17 protein-coding genes are annotated in these 15,623 nt (G+C 65.6%); 7 read left to right on the top strand and 10 right to left on the bottom strand.

The annotated features are described in order from the left end of the window. Window positions 1-113: 113 nt before the first annotated feature. Both ISF28_RS06710 and rpoH read left to right on the top strand, forming a co-directional pair. Window positions 114-758 carry a hypothetical protein gene (locus tag ISF28_RS06710; protein ID WP_198116385.1) on the top strand — a complete coding sequence of 215 codons (645 nt, stop codon included), beginning with the start codon at window positions 114-116 and terminating at the stop codon, window positions 756-758. Window positions 759-1,202: 444 nt separating this feature from the next. Next, a complete protein-coding gene (gene rpoH / locus ISF28_RS06705; RefSeq protein ID WP_198116384.1) occupies window positions 1,203-2,093 on the top strand; it encodes an RNA polymerase sigma factor RpoH in 891 nt (296 codons plus the stop codon). Window positions 2,094-2,373: 280 nt separating this feature from the next. Here rpoH and ISF28_RS06700 read toward each other — a convergent pair whose 3' ends face one another. From ISF28_RS06700 to ISF28_RS06695, 3 genes are read right to left on the bottom strand one after another with little or no spacing between them, the layout of a single operon-like run. Further along, window positions 2,374-2,877: a nucleotidyltransferase family protein gene (locus ISF28_RS06700; protein ID WP_229518914.1), complete on the bottom strand. Its 504-nt coding sequence runs from the start codon at window positions 2,875-2,877 to the stop codon at window positions 2,374-2,376. Window positions 2,878-2,927: 50 nt separating this feature from the next. Then, window positions 2,928-3,044 carry a hypothetical protein gene (locus ISF28_RS31370; RefSeq protein WP_441295205.1) on the bottom strand — a complete coding sequence of 39 codons (117 nt, stop codon included), beginning with the start codon at window positions 3,042-3,044 and terminating at the stop codon, window positions 2,928-2,930. 44 nt (window positions 3,045-3,088) lie between these two features. Then, the gene (locus ISF28_RS06695) at window positions 3,089-4,300 is read right to left on the bottom strand and encodes an acyltransferase family protein (RefSeq protein WP_198116382.1); all 1,212 of its coding nucleotides are present in this window, start codon (window positions 4,298-4,300) and stop codon (window positions 3,089-3,091) included. A gap of 137 nt (window positions 4,301-4,437) precedes the next feature. Here ISF28_RS06695 and ISF28_RS06690 point away from each other — a divergent pair, with 137 nt between their 5' ends. The 3 genes from ISF28_RS06690 to ggt all read left to right on the top strand — a co-directional run bounded on the left by ISF28_RS06690 (window position 4,438) and on the right by ggt (window position 7,288). After that, a complete protein-coding gene (locus ISF28_RS06690) occupies window positions 4,438-5,034 on the top strand; it encodes a glutathione S-transferase (protein WP_198116381.1) in 597 nt (198 codons plus the stop codon). 69 nt (window positions 5,035-5,103) lie between these two features. Beyond that, window positions 5,104-5,499 carry a hypothetical protein gene (locus ISF28_RS06685; protein ID WP_198116380.1) on the top strand — a complete coding sequence of 132 codons (396 nt, stop codon included), beginning with the start codon at window positions 5,104-5,106 and terminating at the stop codon, window positions 5,497-5,499. A gap of 34 nt (window positions 5,500-5,533) precedes the next feature. After that, window positions 5,534-7,288, top strand: a complete 1,755-nt coding sequence (gene ggt / locus ISF28_RS06680; RefSeq protein WP_198116379.1) for a gamma-glutamyltransferase — start codon at window positions 5,534-5,536, stop codon at window positions 7,286-7,288. Here ggt and ISF28_RS06675 read toward each other — a convergent pair whose 3' ends face one another. The 7 genes from ISF28_RS06675 to ISF28_RS06645 form a co-directional block, all read right to left on the bottom strand. Further along, window positions 7,289-8,716, bottom strand: a complete 1,428-nt coding sequence (locus tag ISF28_RS06675) for a hypothetical protein (protein WP_198116378.1) — start codon at window positions 8,714-8,716, stop codon at window positions 7,289-7,291. Continuing rightward, window positions 8,713-9,585 (bottom strand): ABC transporter ATP-binding protein, encoded by an 873-nt coding sequence (locus tag ISF28_RS06670; RefSeq protein ID WP_198116377.1) that lies wholly within the window; start codon window positions 9,583-9,585, stop codon window positions 8,713-8,715. Before ISF28_RS06670 ends, ISF28_RS06675 begins: the two co-directional genes overlap by 4 nt. Continuing rightward, on the bottom strand, window positions 9,582-9,974 hold the full coding sequence (locus tag ISF28_RS06665) for a GntR family transcriptional regulator (protein WP_198116376.1): 393 nt from the start codon (window positions 9,972-9,974) through the stop codon (window positions 9,582-9,584). The genes ISF28_RS06670 and ISF28_RS06665 overlap by 4 nt, the downstream gene beginning before the upstream one ends. A 168-nt stretch (window positions 9,975-10,142) precedes the next feature. After that, complete coding sequence (locus tag ISF28_RS06660; RefSeq protein ID WP_198116375.1) at window positions 10,143-10,724, bottom strand: TerD family protein; 582 nt, start codon at window positions 10,722-10,724, stop codon at window positions 10,143-10,145. A gap of 22 nt (window positions 10,725-10,746) precedes the next feature. Continuing rightward, complete coding sequence (locus ISF28_RS06655; RefSeq protein ID WP_198116374.1) at window positions 10,747-11,442, bottom strand: TIGR00266 family protein; 696 nt, start codon at window positions 11,440-11,442, stop codon at window positions 10,747-10,749. A 32-nt stretch (window positions 11,443-11,474) separates the two neighbouring features. Beyond that, entirely contained in the window at window positions 11,475-12,050 is a 576-nt protein-coding gene (locus tag ISF28_RS06650) for a TerD family protein (protein WP_198116373.1), read from the bottom strand. A gap of 35 nt (window positions 12,051-12,085) precedes the next feature. Further along, on the bottom strand, window positions 12,086-13,156 hold the full coding sequence (locus tag ISF28_RS06645) for a DUF475 domain-containing protein (protein WP_198116372.1): 1,071 nt from the start codon (window positions 13,154-13,156) through the stop codon (window positions 12,086-12,088). Window positions 13,157-13,278: 122 nt separating this feature from the next. On the opposite strand from ISF28_RS06645, the gene ISF28_RS06640 reads away from it, so the two are divergent. Together ISF28_RS06640 and ISF28_RS06635 are read left to right on the top strand one after the other, a co-directional pair. Then, window positions 13,279-14,190 (top strand): LysR family transcriptional regulator, encoded by a 912-nt coding sequence (locus ISF28_RS06640; protein ID WP_198116371.1) that lies wholly within the window; start codon window positions 13,279-13,281, stop codon window positions 14,188-14,190. A gap of 46 nt (window positions 14,191-14,236) precedes the next feature. Further along, the gene (locus tag ISF28_RS06635) at window positions 14,237-15,583 is read left to right on the top strand and encodes a hemolysin family protein (protein ID WP_198116370.1); all 1,347 of its coding nucleotides are present in this window, start codon (window positions 14,237-14,239) and stop codon (window positions 15,581-15,583) included. The last annotated feature ends 40 nt before the right edge of the window (window positions 15,584-15,623 follow it).

Below are 15,623 nucleotides of genomic sequence, written 5' to 3'. Positions count from 1 at the left end.
GGACCAAAAACTGACCTAGCGTCATCACCGGTATGGAGGCCGGGAGAGGACAAAACCTAGGGCTGCATCCGCAGTATATCATCGTACGCACCGATCATCAAAGATGATGCCCCATGGACTGGAGCGACCTCGAAAAACACTTCTCTGTGGCACGGCTGGGACGTTATCGTGCCTCGTGTAACGGTGACGACATCAGGGCAGCGAGAGCATATGTGAACAATATGCTCCTGGCAGAAGCGACGATGCCCGTGCTGAACGTGCTTGAGATCGCCTTAAAAAATGGTGCCCACCAGCGTCTGGCAGCCCTGTACAAACGCGCGGACTGGCGGGAGGTCTGGATCGACGACCCGTCATTCGCTTGGCAAGTGCGCGAGGTGAGCAATGCGAAAGCAAAATTGCAGCGCCGATCCGAAGCGCTCACGCCGGACAAAATCATTGCCGAGCTGCCCTTTGGTTTCTGGAGTTCTCTATTCAACGTCCAGTTCCAGGCTATCCTATGGAAAGACCTGCGCCTGGTTTTTCCGCGCTGTCCAAAACCCAAGCGCCAGCGCCACACTATTTCATCCGCACTCAACCAGATCCGCGAGTTGAGAAACCGTGTTTTCCACCATGAACAACTACTTTGGCTGAGCCCGTCCCTGATCGACCTGCACGATAAAGGTGTCGAGGTGATCGGCTGGCTTGACCCAAAGCTTCCTCCATGGCTTGACAGTTTCGACCGTCTTCCCGCCACTTGGGCCGCCGTTCAGCCGATTTAAAGCGCGCAATAGGCTGCCGTCCCGTGAACCCGTCCGCTGCTGGCCAGTCTAATCCAGCAGCGCAGGCGAGGCATGCGCCTACAAGGCAACGTGCGGCATCCAACAGAAGGTGCATCACGGGTCGCCTAATCTGTCTTCTACAAATTTCAAACGATACGAGCGCCATATTTGATCCCTATCAACCAAATTGCTCGTACCTGCTCTACAGTTGAATCGAACCGGTTTTTTGATTCCTGATAGCAATACTTTACTGAAACTTAAACACGCCATCAGGAATATGGTGGCGCCTAGCACTCACCTCGAGAGAGTGCTAATATTACGTCAGACTATCGCGGGAAATGGTTTTGATAGCACCGTCAGCATCCCGACGCAAGCCAGCCGGTGGCGCCTTCGGGGCCCTGGAGATGGCGAGACGATGCAGCAGCTTAAACAGAGGGAGTGACTATGTCCGCACAATCCGCATTGGTCCCGGCCGGCAGTCGTGCTCTGGGGCTGGGCTTCAATGGCAATCTCGGCAATATCGACGCCTATATCTCGGCAGTCAACCGTCTGCCGATGCTGAGCCACGAGGAAGAGGTTTCGCTGGCAACGCGGCTGCAGGAAAAGAATGACCTGGACGCGGCACAGAAACTGGTGCTGTCGCACCTGCGCCTGGTCGTGTCGATCGCGCGCGGCTATCTGGGCTACGGCCTGCCGCACGCCGACCTGATCCAGGAAGGCAATATCGGCCTGATGAAGGCAGTCAAGCGTTTCGACCCGAACCAGGGTGTACGCCTCGTGTCCTATGCCATGCACTGGATCAAGGCCGAGATGCACGAATACATCCTGAAGAACTGGCGTCTGGTCAAGGTTGCGACGACCAAGGCGCAGCGCAAGCTGTTCTTCAACCTGCGCAGCAACAAGCAGGGCCTGGACGCCATGTCGCCGCAGCAAGTCGACGATCTGGCAAAGATGCTCGACGTCAAGCGCGAAGAAGTGATCGAGATGGAAACGCGCCTGTCCGGCCGCGACATCGCACTGGAAGCGCCGACCGACGACGAGGACGACAAATTCTCGCCGATCGCCTACCTGTCGTCGGACCAGCAGGAACCGACCAAGGTCCTGGAAGGCGAAGAAAAGGTGCGCCTGCAATCGGAAGGCCTGGAAACGGCCCTGTCGAAACTGGATCCGCGTTCGCGCCGCATCGTGGAAGCGCGCTGGCTGGCCAACGACGACGGTTCCGGCGCCACGCTGCACACGCTGGCCGAGGAATTCGGCGTGTCCGCCGAGCGCATCCGCCAGATCGAATCGGCCGCGCTGAAAAAGATGAAAACCGCGCTGGCGGCTTACGTATAAGCCATCCTGCCGGCCAACGACAAAGGCACCTTCGGGTGCCTTTTGTTTTTCCATCCAAATTCGGGGTCAGAGCATAAATTCGGGGTCAGAGCGAATGTTCGATCAATTGATCTTGGGATTCAGCAAGCGCACGTTTCCGACGCAATCCCGGTCGGCACCACTACGGGCATGGGGACCTCTGCCGATAAAATGCGGTCCAGACATTGCTCCAAAAAGTGCTCTGACCCCGAATTTACGAGCAAAAGTGCTCTGACCCCGAATTTCTGACCCGAATTTTCGGTTAGCGGGAAAAGCGCAGGCCGGGCCAGTCGTGGGGCCAGTTCTTGGAGCGGACGCGGTCAAGATAAACGTCATGTTTCTCCGCGACGAACCGCACGGTGGGCCGGACGATCAGCCCGAACAGGTCGTCCAGCCCGAGCGGCGCCGCGACCTCGATCTCGCCCCGCGGATCTAGACGGACGCCGACGGCCGTCGCGGTCTCCGGCCAGTACCGCATCGCGTCGATGGCGCAGCGGTACGGGCTGTCCCCATTGCGCACATGCATGCGCGCCTGGTTCTTGACGGACCACGCGAGCGTGCCGTCCCGGTCCCGCAACGCCGCCTCCAGCGCGGCGTCGCGCCCCGCATCGCACGTCTGCGGGTCGAACCAGATCACGTCGATATCGTGCGACAAGGGCGACGCCGCGCGCCCGTGCAGATGATCCCACACGCGGTTGCGCACGAACCCGGCCGCGACCCAGCAATCGGGCAGGCCGAGGTCGCGCACGATGTGGAGCACGCGCATCCGCCGCGCGTCGGACGCGATCAGCGCCCGCAGTTCGGCCAGCCGTTCCACTACGCCAGCTTCGCCTTGAAGAAGGCCATCGTCCGGCGCGACACGCGTCCATGCACATAGCCGTCGAACAGCTTTAATACCTCGGGGTCGAAATCCGCTGCGGTCAAACGCGTCATTTGCCTGGCTCCGGTTGAAGTGACCGCCAGCATACGCCGTTTTGTCAGATCCGGATGACGATGCGCCGCTTGTACAACTGCCACAGCCCCGCCCCGAGCACACACAGCAGCAGGGCCGAATACGCGGCCGAGGCGACGCGCGGCTCCGGGATCGCGCGCGCCAGCCATCCCGCCAGCAGGTCGTGCCCGCTGCGCGCGCCCAGCGGCAGCTGCATCGCCGTATCGATCAGCGTGATGCCGACGAAGGCCAGCGTCGCATTGGTGCCGAACGCCAGCACCGGCCGGGTCCACGCGGGCGCCTCCCGGCCGGGCGGCGCGAGGCGCATCAGGACGAGCAGGGCCAGCAGCGTGAAGCCGCCCGACAGCAGGGCAAAGCTGGGCGTCCACAGCTTCTTGACGACCGGGATGAGCGGATCGAGCAGGAGACCGGCCAGCAGGCAGAGCACGCCGGCGACGGCGAGGGCCGTCAGCGTGGCACGCTTGTGCGACCGCATGAGCAGGACGGACGCCGTCACCCCCAGCAGCACGTTGACGAGGGCGCCCAGCGTGGCGACGAGCCCTTCCGGATCGTAGGTGACGATGTCGCCCGTCCGTCCCCACGGCCACAGGTGCGGCACGCCGAACACGGCGCGGTCGACGACGGCCGGCAGCGCGTTGGCGGAGTCGAAGCAGGCGCGGCCGCAACCCGGCGCCTCCCACGCGAGCAGCAGGCAGGCATAGCCCGCCAGCAGCACGGCGCTGGCCGTCACCAGGGCGGACACGGACAAACCGCCGCGGCGCAGCGCCAGCGCGCAGCCGGTGCCCACGATGGCGTAGCACAGACCGATGCGCTGCAGGATGCCCGGCAGGCGCACGTGCGCGAAGTCGAAGCCCGGCAGCAGGTTCAGGAACACGCCCAGCAGGATGAGCGCGGCCGCGCGGCGCAGCACGTGGCCGACGAGGGCCGTCCTGCCCTCGCCCGCCCGGCGCCCCAGCGCGTACGGCAGCGCGGCGCCCGCGCAGAACAGGAAGGCCGGAAAGATCATGTCGGCGATGGCGAAGCCGCGCCAGTCGGCATGCGTCAGGAACGTGAAGCGGTGGTCCCAGCCGCCCGCGTAGGCGACCATGATCATGCCCATCACGGCGAGGCCGCGCAGCAGGTCGATGGCGATCACGCGCGGCGGCCGGGCGCCGGCCGCCATGTCCGGCCGCGCCTGTGCAGCCTGCCGCGGCATGTCCGCCCCCGCACCCGAATCGAAACGTACCGGCTCGCCCATCGAATTCCCCTTTATGAAATCGATTTCAAATATGCGCCGCCGACAGCGCCGCCGTCAAGTCAAATTGCATGACCAGCAGCATTAGCCCAAAGGCAATAGAATGAAAGACCCTCGCACCCTACCTGGAGATAGATTCCATGCAACTCATCGGCATGCTCGATTCGCCCTTCGTCCGCCGCGTCGCCATCTCGTTCGACCTGCAGGACATTCCGTTCGAACACAAGGCGCTGTCGGTGTTCCGCAACTTCGACGAATTCGCCGCCATCAACCCGACCGTCAAGGCGCCGACGCTCGTGCTGGACGACGGTTCCTTCCTGATGGATTCCACGCTGATGCTCGAGTACGGCGACGCGCTGGCGGGCCGGTCCCTGCTGCCGGCCGCCCCGGCCGCGCGCGCGCAGGCGCTGCGCGCCATCGGCCCGGCGCTGGCCGCGTGCGAAAAGACGGCGCAGATCGTCTACGAACACACGCTGCGCCCGCAAGAGAAGCAGCACCAGCCCTGGCTCGACCGCGTGCAAGGCCAATTGCACGCGGCACTGAAGCTGCTCGACGCCGAGTCGGACGACTTCGACGTCGCCGCCCTCGACCAGGCCGCCGTCACGGCCGCCGTCACGTGGTCGTTCGTCCAATTGATGGTGCCGCAGCTCGTGTCGTCCGCCGACTTCCCGCGCCTGGCCGCCTGGACCGCGCGCGCGGAAGCGCTGCCCGTGTTCCGCCGCTATCCGCTGGCCTGAACGGCGCGGCGCATCGGGCTCGACCGGCGATTTTGCTATGATGGGCCAAACGCCAATCGAGGACGCTCCATGAGGCTGCCGCGCGCGCTCGCCATGCTGCTGACGACTATCCTGGCCGGCTGCGCCGCCGCGCCGCTGCACGACGGCGTGTATCCGCTCCGGCCCGCACAGAGCGTGACGCTGGCGCGCGGCGTCGTGCTCAAGTACGACAGTTTCAGCGACAGCCGCTGCCCCGCGAACACGCAGTGCGTCTGGGCCGGGCGGCTGATCTTCCGCTTCCTCGTCGACGGCCCGGACGGCGTCGAAGAATTCACGCTCGGCCCCGACCGGCCGGCGGCCACGCCGGCGTCGCTGCACGGCGCCCGCGTCGTCCTCGACACGGCCACGATCCCGCCCGCGCGCGCGGCCGGAACACTGCGGCCGGGCGACGTCATTCCCGTCACGCTCAAGGTCATTACCCGATGAGCGCCGTCCCGAACCTCCACTCCCTGCGCCTGCCATGACCACTTCCGTCAAAGCCCTCACCTGCGGGTTGATCCTCTCCATCGTCCTCGCGCCGCCGCTCGCGCTCGCGCAGCCCCCGGTCGCCACCGGCACCGGCGGCGCCGTCGCCACGATCAGCGCAAAGGCGTCGGCGTCCGCGCTCGCGATCCTCAACCGGGGCGGCAACGCCATCGACGCGGCCGTCGCGGCGGCGGCCACGCTGGGCGTCACCGATCCGTTCAGCTGTGGCATCGGCGGCGGCGGCTTCATGGTGATCTACCTCGCCAAGGACAAGCGCATGATCACGATCGACCACCGCGAGACGGCGCCCGCGTCGTTCACCCCGTCCGTCTTCCTGGACAACGGTAAGCCGATCGACTTCGACACGGCCGTCGCCAGCGGCGCGTCGGTCGGCGTGCCGGGCACCGTGCGCGGCTGGCACGAGGCGCTGGAGCGCTACGGCACGATGTCGCTCAAGCAGGTGCTGGCGCCCGCGATCCAGGTCGCGACGACAGGCTTCCCCGTCAGCGCGACGATGCACAAGCTGATCGTCGGGAACGAGAAGAAATTCGGCATGTTCGACACGACGAGCCGGCTGTATCTCCGCAACGGCAAGGCCCTGCCGACCGGGACGATCGTCAAGAACCCGGACCTCGCCAAGGCCTACCGCGAGCTGGCGGCGAAAGGCTACAAGGTGTTCTACGAAGGCCAGCTGGCGCAGGCCGTCGTCGCCGCCGTCAACCGCCCGCCCGTCACCGCGGGCGTCCAGGTCCGGCCCGGCACGATGACGCTCGCGGACCTCGCGAACTACGAGGCGCGCATCCGCCAGCCGATCCGCTCGACCTACCGCGGCTACGACATCTACGGCATGCCGCCGCCCAGCAGCGGCGGCGTGACGGTGGCCGAGGCGCTCAACATCCTGGAAGGGTTCGACCTGAAATCCATGCCGCGCGCGAACGTGGAACACCTGTACCTGGAAGCGAGCCGCCTCGCCTTCGCCGACCGCAACGCCTACGTGGCCGATCCGGAATACGTCGACGCGCCCATCGACGGCATGCTGTCGAAGCAGTTCGCGGCGCAGCGCCGCTCGCTGATCCATCCCGACCGCGCGGCCGGCGTCGTCCCGGCCGGCGACGCCTTCCTGTACGAGAACGACAAGAGCTTCCCGCTGCGCCCGCAGCAGGACATGATCATGCGCGAGGGCACGCACACGACGCACCTGACGGTGTCCGACAAATGGGGCAACGTCGTCGCCTACACGTTCACGATCGAATCATGGGGCGGCAGCGGCATCGTCGTGCCGGGCTACGGCTTCTTGCTCAACAACGAATTGACGGACTTCGACTTCACCGGTCCGGCACCGAACATCCCCGAAGCGGGCAAGCGTCCGCGCAGCAGCATGGCGCCGACGATCGCGTTCAAGGACGGCAAGCCCGCCTTCACGATCGGCAGTCCGGGCGGCGCCACGATCATCACGACGGTGCTGCAGACGATCGTCAACTACGTCGATCTCGGCATGCCGATGGACCAGGCGATCGACGCGCCGCGCCTGTCGCAACGGAACACCGCCGAGACGTCGGTTGAACCGGGCTTCCCCGGCACGCCTGAAGCAAAGGCGCTGGAAAAATTCGGCCACAAGTGGGAAGCGAACCCCGAGGAGATCGGCGCCGCCAACGCCATCGTGTTCAACCCGGACGGCACCGTGACGGCCGTCAGCGAAGGCCACCGCCACGGCATCGGCACGGCGCTCGTGCAAAAGCGCGGCCACTGATCAATCCATGCGCCCCGCCGGGAAGGCCGGCGGCGCGGCCAGCATGCGGCGCCAAGCGAGCCGCAACTGCACGGCGCACACGATCAGCGGGATTTCGACCAGCCACGGCCACGCCGTCGTGCCGGTGAATTGGCCCAGGCCCATGGCGACGAGCGCCTGCACGAGGACGTAGGCGGCGGCGCGCAATCCCAGCATCCAGTTCCAGCCGCCGCGATCGCCCGCATAATCGCCCAGCAGCCCCATCATCGCCACCTGGCCGGCCACGCAGCACAGGGCCAGCTGGCGCAGCAGCGCCTCCGGGCCGGCGGCGAAAGGCAGTGTCACGCCCACAGCGGCCACGGTCAGCAGCCCCCAGAAGCACAGGGCCTGGACCACCAGGCGTGCGGCGAGGCGCCGGTTCAGCAGCGCGGCATCGCCGGCCAACGGCGTCAAGCGCAGCAATGCCTGCTCGCCCCGCGTGCGGCGCAGTTGCTGGCCGTACTGGGCCGTGCTGAATGCGATGGCCAGTGCCATCAAGGCCGGGCCGAAGATCGGCACCCGGTCGGCAAGCGCTGGCACGGCGGCGCCATGCGGCCGGCCCAACACAATTTGCATGACGACGCCGCAGACCAGGATGATGGCGATGCCGCCCGCAAAGGCGGTCCAGTGCGCCATCGGTCCCAGCGCGTGCATCAGCATGGCCCCCGGATCGGCGCGGCGCAGGTCGCGGCGCAGCGCGGCGCGGTAGAGCGACAGGCTGCCTTTCCAGATCACGCCTTCGGGTGCGGGCGGCCTGTCCTCGCTGGAGAAAGCGAAGTGGTCAATGCGCTTGATCTGGCCCGGGCGCCGCGCCAGGTGGGCATCGCCGCCGGCCGGATACAGCCAGCGCAGGCCCCACGCCGCGGCGGGCAGCATCAGGATGCTCGTGGTCCAGACGGCGGCGCTGCCCGTCATCCATTCGATCCACGCCGGCGGCAGCACGGTACGCGTCAGCCAAGGCGAGTTGCCGACCACCATGAGCAGGAACGGGACATATCTGTTCCCCGCCCTCACCAGCGTCGCTGCCACCATGCCGAACTCGACGAACGGCAGCGCGGACCAATTGCCCAGGCCAAACGCGATGCCGAGCGTGGCGACGAGCCAGTACGCTGCCGTCATCTGCAGCACGCGGCGGCGCTGGCGCGGCATCAGCCAGGCGTTGATGGGCGAATTCAGGCGGACGGCGCCGGGCACGAACATGAACGTCCAGATGAACGCCGCCGCCATGAAGGCGACGGCCGTCATGAGCCGCAGCGCTTGCAGTACGGGCAGGTCGCCCAGGACGGCCACGATGACGCCGCAGGCGACCACGGCGCCGGCCACCAGGTACAGCGTGCGCATCGCCGCTTGATCGCGGTGCAGGATCGCCGCGCGCCAGATGAGGCGATAGTCTTGCAGGGCGGCGTTCATTGCGTCACCTCGATGAACAGGTCTTCCAGCGTCATCGCCTCCACGCGCACGCCGGGCTCGCGCGCGAGACGCGCGACGTCGTCGCCCGGCGCCTGCACGATCACGCTGGTCACCGCGCCCTCCTGGCGGCGCCGCACTTCCCCCGCCAGCGGCGCGCCCGGCAGCACGTTCATCGGCACGACGACGCGGCGCGCGCCCTCCAGCAGCGCGTCCGTCTGGCCCTGCAGGGCGATGCGGCCGCACTTGAGGAACGCGAGGTCGAACGCGACGCGCTCCAGGTCGGACAGGATGTGCGTCGAGAACACGACCGTCGTCCCGCGATCGATCACCTGGTCCACCAGCTCGCGCAGGAATTCGCGCCGGCCGACGGGGTCGAGCGCGGACACGGGTTCGTCGAGGATCAGCAGTTCCGGCTCGTGCGCCAGCGCGCGGATGATGGCCAATCTCTGCTGCTCGCCGCCGGACAGCCGCTTGATCGGCTTGTTGCGCAGCAGCGGGCCGAAGTCCCAGCGCGACAGCAGGCCCTCGACCTTGGCCTGGTTCCAGCGCGGGTACATCGCGCGGAAGTAGTCGAACATTTGCACGGGCGTGAGCCAGTCGAACAGGTCCGTCCGCTGCGGAACATAGCCGATGCGGCCGCGCGCTTCATCCGACAGCGCGGCCACGTCCTCGCCGAACAGCGCGACGCTGCCGGCGTCGGCCTCGCGCAGCCCGAGCATGCACTCGAGCAGCGTGGACTTGCCGGCGCCGTTGCGGCCCAACAGGCCGATCACCTGGCCCGGCACGATCCGCCAGTCGAGCCCCTCGAGCACCCGCTGGCTGCCGAAATACTTGGTGACAGAAGACATGCGAACGATGGGGGCACTCATTGGTTTTCCTTCAGGATGGTTGCGAACAGGGACAGGACGGTGTCGGTATCGAGCTCGAGCTGGCGCGCCTCCAGGGCCGCGCGCTCGAGCGTGGGACGGAGCAGATCGGCGCGGTCGGCCGGCCGGGCCGGTGCCGAGTCGGCCACCACCATGCCGAGCCCGCGCCGGCGCGCGAGCACGCCTTCCATCTCCAGCAGGCCGTACGCCTTCGAGACGGTCATCGGATTCAGCGCCAGCGCCTGGGCGATCTCGCGCACGGACGGCATCCCGTCGCCGGGCTGGAGCTGGCCGCCGGCCGCGAGGCGGCGCACCTGCTCGACGAGCTGGCGGTAGATCGGTTCCGGCGATCCGGTCGCGATCGAAAACAGATTGGCGGTGTGGGTGGGCATGGTGTCTACTGTATTAATTAAGTAATACAGTATGGCGAAACGCCGGCGGGGTCAAGTGGTTTTGCAAAAAAGACGGCCTCGCGAGAGGCCGTCAAAGGGCGTGGGCGCCAAGCCGCCCACGTTGGGTCCGCGGACGGAGACGGGTCCGCGGGGACGACAAAAAACGAATTACAGGTGCGGCACGATCAGCGGCATCAGATCGTCGAACGTGCGGCCGGCGGCGTTCTCGCCGATCGCATGCATCTTCCACTCGCCGTTATGGCGGTACAGCTTGGCCATGATCTGGGCCGTGTGCGAGCCCTGCACGGACAAGTCGTAGCGCGCGATTTCCTTGCCGCTGTTCGTATCGAAGATCCGGCAGAACGCGTTCTGCACCGTCGAGAAATTCTGGCCCGTGAAGCTGTTGACGGTAAAGACGAGCGACTTCACGTCCGCCGGGACCGTGCGCAGGTCGACGATGATCTGTTCGTCGTCGCCGTCGCCGGCACCCGTGCGGTTGTCGCCCGTGTGCGTGATGCTGCCGTCGCGGCTTTTCAGTTGACGGAACCAGACCACGTCGACCGGGCGGTTCGCCTCGTCGAACATCACGACGGACGCATCCAGGTCGATCGGCTGGCTCTTCGCGCCGAAGCCGAAGAAACCGCCCGACTTCGCCACGTCCCAGCCGAGGCCCATCGTCACGCGCGACAGCGCGCCGCCGGCTTCCTTCTCCAGCGAGATCTTCTGGCCCTTCTGCAAATTGACTGCCATTTTTCAGACTCCTTGTAAAACGTCAGCGCCCGGGCGCCTGCATCCAGGCCTTGAACGCGGCGCGGTTGCGGGAACAGACGTAAATCTTGCCGCGACCGGAGAAGCGCAGGACGATGCCCTCGCCGCTGGTCTGGCTGTTGATCAGGTTACCCAGGAAGCCGCCGCTGGTGCCGGTCGTGATCGAGATCTCGTAGTGCAGGGTGCTGTCCCAGGCGACGACGTGCGAGTTGTCGATGATCGCGTCCTTGCCCGGTTCCACGTCCAGCATGCTCATCGAGCCGAAGCCCGACACGACGACCTGTCCGCTGCCCGAGGTCTCGGTCACGAAAAAGCCGCCGCTCTGGGCGAACAGCGCGTTGCCCAGGCTCTGGGTGCGCACGCGCAGGTCGACGCCGGAACCGGCCGCGACGAACGCGCCGTCGCTGATGATGTACTGGTTCGGGCCGCAGTCGACCACCTGCATGGCGCCCGGCAGCGTGGGCGACAGCAGGCAGTCGCCGTCGCCGCGGGTCGCTTCGATGTGCTGCTGGAAGAACGACTCGCCGTTGGCGAAGGTACGCATCAGCGCGCTGCCCAGGCCCCCCTTCATCTTGCCCTTGAGGTCGAGCGTCGATTCCATCATGACCATCGCATCCGACTCGCAATAGATGGTCTCGCCCCGCTTGAGCGACACGTGCAGGAAGGGATCGACGTCCCCGGTCACGGTAAACACTGGCATTGTTGACTTCCTTTCAGGCCGGCATTGTTAGTTCAAACGCTTACGCCGTAGTTCTTGGCGAGGGGGCCGAGGCCGCCGTTGAAGCCCTGGCCCACCGCGCGGAATTTCCAGTCGGCGCCGTTACGATACACCTCGCCGAAGATCATGGCCGATTCGGTCGAACCGTCTTCGGACAAATCGTAGCGGGCGATCTCGCCGTCGTTCGCGCCGTTCACGCAGCGGATGAACGCGCGGCTCACCTGGCCGAAGTTCTGGCGGCGCGTGTCGCCCTCGTGGATCGTCACGGCCAGCACCACGCGGTCGATGTCGGCCGGCACCTTGGTGAGATCGATGCTGATGCTCTCGTCGTCGCCTTCGCCGGCGCCGGTGCGGTTGTCGCCCGAGTGCACCACCGAACCGTCGGCCGACTTGGCGTTGTTGTAGAAAATGAAGTCGGCGTCCGAGCGGACCTTGCCCGACTGGTTCAGCAGGAACGCGACGCCGTCCAGGTCGAACGCCGCGCCATCGGTGGCGCGCACGTCCCAGCCGAGGCCCAGTTTCAGGCTGGACAGGCCCGGTGCTTCTTTCGACAGGTTGACGTTACCGCCTTTTTGCAAGCTGATTGCCATGATGGTTCTCCTTCAGGTTAAAAGTACTGCTTCGATCATTCGACGTGAGCCAGCGCTTTGCCGCTCACACCCAACGCTTCCTGCTTCCTGCGATACCGGATCGACGACCACACCGAGGCGCCGATGAAGGCGACACCCGCGAGACCCGTCACGAGCTCCGGCACGTGGAACTTCATACTGGCCAGCATGATCAACGCCAGGATGCCGATCGCGTAGTGCGCGCCGTGTTCCAGGTACACGAACTGGTCGAGCGTGCCCTTTTCCACCAGGTACACCGTCAGCGAACGCACGAACATCGCGCCGATGGCCAGGCCCAGCATGATGATCACGACGTCGTTGGTGATCGCGAAGGCGCCGATCACGCCGTCGAAACTGAACGACGCATCCAACACTTCCAGGTACAAGAAGCCGCCGATACCGCCGCGCTTGACCATCTCGCCGACGTCGCCGCCGCCCTCTTCCGACTTCTCCAGCATGTTCGACAGCACGTCCACGCCGACGTAGATCAGGATGCCCCACAGGCCCGACATCAGCACGACCATCTTCTGCCCTTCCGCCACCAGCGACAGGCTGGCCATCAGCGCGCCGATCGCGATCATCACCGAGATCGACGACACCTTGCCGAGCGATCCGAGCTTCTCTTCGAAGTGGCCGAGCCAGTGGTGCTCCTTCTCTTCATCGAACAGGAAGTTCAGGAAGACCAGCAGCAGGAACATGCCGCCGAACGCCGCCACTTCCGCGTGGTGGTTCGTCAGGTGCATCGAGTACTGCTTGGGGTCCTGCAACGCCATGTGCCACACGTCCATCAGCCCAAGATTGGCCGCCACCGCGACGATCACGAGCGGAAACAGCAGCCGCATGCCGAACACGGCGATGATGATGCCCACGCCCAGGAACAGCTTTTTCCAGAACGGATCCCAGGTCTTCAGCACGGAGGCGTTGACCACCGCGTTGTCGAACGACAGCGACACTTCCATCACCGCGAGGATCGCGGCAATACCCATGGCCGTCAGCGCGCCGGCCAGGCCGGCATGCGAGTAGCCCCACCACGCCGAGCCCAGCAGGCACACGGCCGTGACGATAAAAGACATCCTGAAATGCTTCATTCTCTTCTCCCCTCTCGGGATGTATGTTGTTGACAAGACGCAGTGTAGAGGGGATGATCCAATCGAAAAAGCGAAGATAATTTGAGAATTACTTCGTAAAAATCTGCGTTATTCACGTGATAATGAAAACCGACATCAATTTCCGCCACCTGTATTACTTCTGGGTCGTGGCCAACGAAGGGGGCATCACGCGTGCCGCCGAGCGGCTGGGACTCGCCGTGCAGACGGTCAGCTCGCAACTCACCCTGCTGGAACAATCGCTGGGCAAGACGCTGTTCGCACAGCAGGGCCGGCGTCTCGTGCTGACGGAAGCGGGCCGGCTGGCGCTGGGCTATGCCGACCAGATCTTCCTGCTGGGCGAGCAGATGCAGGAAGCGCTGAACGAATTCGACAGCGGCCGCACCCGTCTCACCGTGGGCATCTCGGACTCGCTGCCGAAGCTGTCCGCCTACCGCATGCTGGAAGCGGTGACGCGCATGGACCGGCCGGTGCGCATCGTCTGCTACGAAGACCAGTTCGAGGCGCTGCTGGCCGACCTCGCGCTGCACAAGCTGGACGTCGTGCTGACGGACCGCGAGGTGCGCGCCGGCGCCACGTTGAAGGTGTTCAGCCACCAGCTGTTCGACAGCGAGATGGTGGTCGTGGGCACGGCCGCGCTGGCGGAGCAGTACGGCGGCGCGGGTGACGGTTTCCCGAAGAATTTGAACGGCGCGCCGTTCCTGCTGCCGGCACGTAATAATGCCCTGCGCAGCAAGATCGACGAATGGTTCGTGCAGCACAACGTGCGGCCGGACGTGGTGGGCGAGTTCGAGGACAACGCCCTCCTCAACACGTTCGGCCGGCGCGGCCTGGGCCTGTTCTTCGCGCCCGCCGCGCTGGCGGACGACGTGGCCGAGCAGTTCGGCGCCGTGCGCGTCGGGCTGGTGCCCAGCGTGCGCGAACAGTTCTACATGATCTCGAGCGACCGCAAGATCATGCATCCCGCGGTCGAGGCCATCCTCGCGGCGTCGCAAAAGACCGCGGTGGCGGGCTGACCGTTACAATGGTCCAGGCTTGGCCTTTTGAACACACTGACTTTTTATGCAAAACGTATTACTCGTCGTTCTCGCGCTGCTGCTGGTGGCGCTGAACGGCTTCTTCGTGGCGGCCGAATTCGGCATCGTCACCCTGCGCAAGACGCGCGTGCGCGCCATCGCCAAGACGGGCGGCCTGCGCGGACGCATCCTGTTCAAGGTCCACGGCCAGCTGGACGCCTATCTCTCCGCCTGCCAGCTGGGCATCACGCTCGCGTCGCTGGGCCTCGGCTGGGTGGGCGAACCGGCGTTCGCGAAGCTGATGGAACCCGTGTTCGCGCTGGTCGGCATCACCAACCCGCAGATCATCCACGGCGTGTCGTTCGTCGTCGCGTTCAGCGTGATCTCGTTCCTGCACATCGTCGTGGGCGAGCTGGCGCCGAAATCGCTGGCGATCCGCGTGCCGGAAGCGGTGGGCTTGTGGAGCGCCGTGCCGCTGTACGGCTTTTACTGGACCATGTACCCGGCCATCTGGCTGCTCAACGAAAGCGCCAACCTGGTGCTGCGCGTCGCGGGCCTGTCCGGCGTGGGCGGCCACGAGACGCATTATTCGAACGACGAATTGAAGCTGATCCTGCGCACCAGCACGGGCACGCCGGGCGAGCGCTTCACGCACGACGAGCGCCACATCCTCGCGCAGTCGCTGGAGTTTTCCCAGCACACGGTGGCCGACCTGATGCGGCCGATTAACGAGGTAAGCGCGTTGTACGCGAACCGCACGCTGGAACAGAACCTCGACACGATGCGCCGCAACCGCTTCTCGCGCTACCCGTATTTCGACGAGGACGGCGAGGAGGTGCTGGGCGTGATCCACCTGAAGGACTTGTTCTTCGCCGAGCAGTCGGGCAAGGAGATCGACGACCTGACGGAATACCTGCGCCCCGTCGACCTGATCTCGGCGCGCACGCCCGCGATCGAATTGTTCCGGCGCTTTCGCGGCGGCGCCCCGCACTTCGCGCTGATCGGCGAAAAGGGCAAGCGCCCGGTCGGCTTCATCACGCTGGACAACCTGCTGGGCGCCATCGTCGGCGAGATCCGCGACGAATTCCGCCTCAACGAAAACGACTGGCTGCCGCAGGGCGACGGCACCTATATCGGCAAGGCGAGCCTGCCGATCGTCTCGCTCGAGCGCGTGCTCGGCATCGACATCAACAACGAAGAGATGGGCCTGGACGAAGTGGAATCCGTCGGCGGCCTCCTGATGGCCAAGCTGGGGGACATCCCCAAGCAGGGCCAGCGCATCGAATTCCCGAAATTCGACGTCGTCGTCAAGAAGACCAACGGGCCGCGCATCCTGCTCGTGAAAGTCATTCCGCAGCTGGAGCGCGGGGCGGACGAGGACGAACTCGACTGACGTCGATCGGCCCGGCGGCCGGTCGTGTGGAAAATTGTGA

This window comes from Massilia rhizosphaerae (assembly GCF_016093545.1).
GTDB lineage: Bacteria > Pseudomonadota > Gammaproteobacteria > Burkholderiales > Burkholderiaceae_D > Telluria > Telluria rhizosphaerae.
The sequence above is the reverse complement of the archived record's forward strand: the minus strand, read 5'-3'. Positions and strand labels throughout refer to the sequence as shown.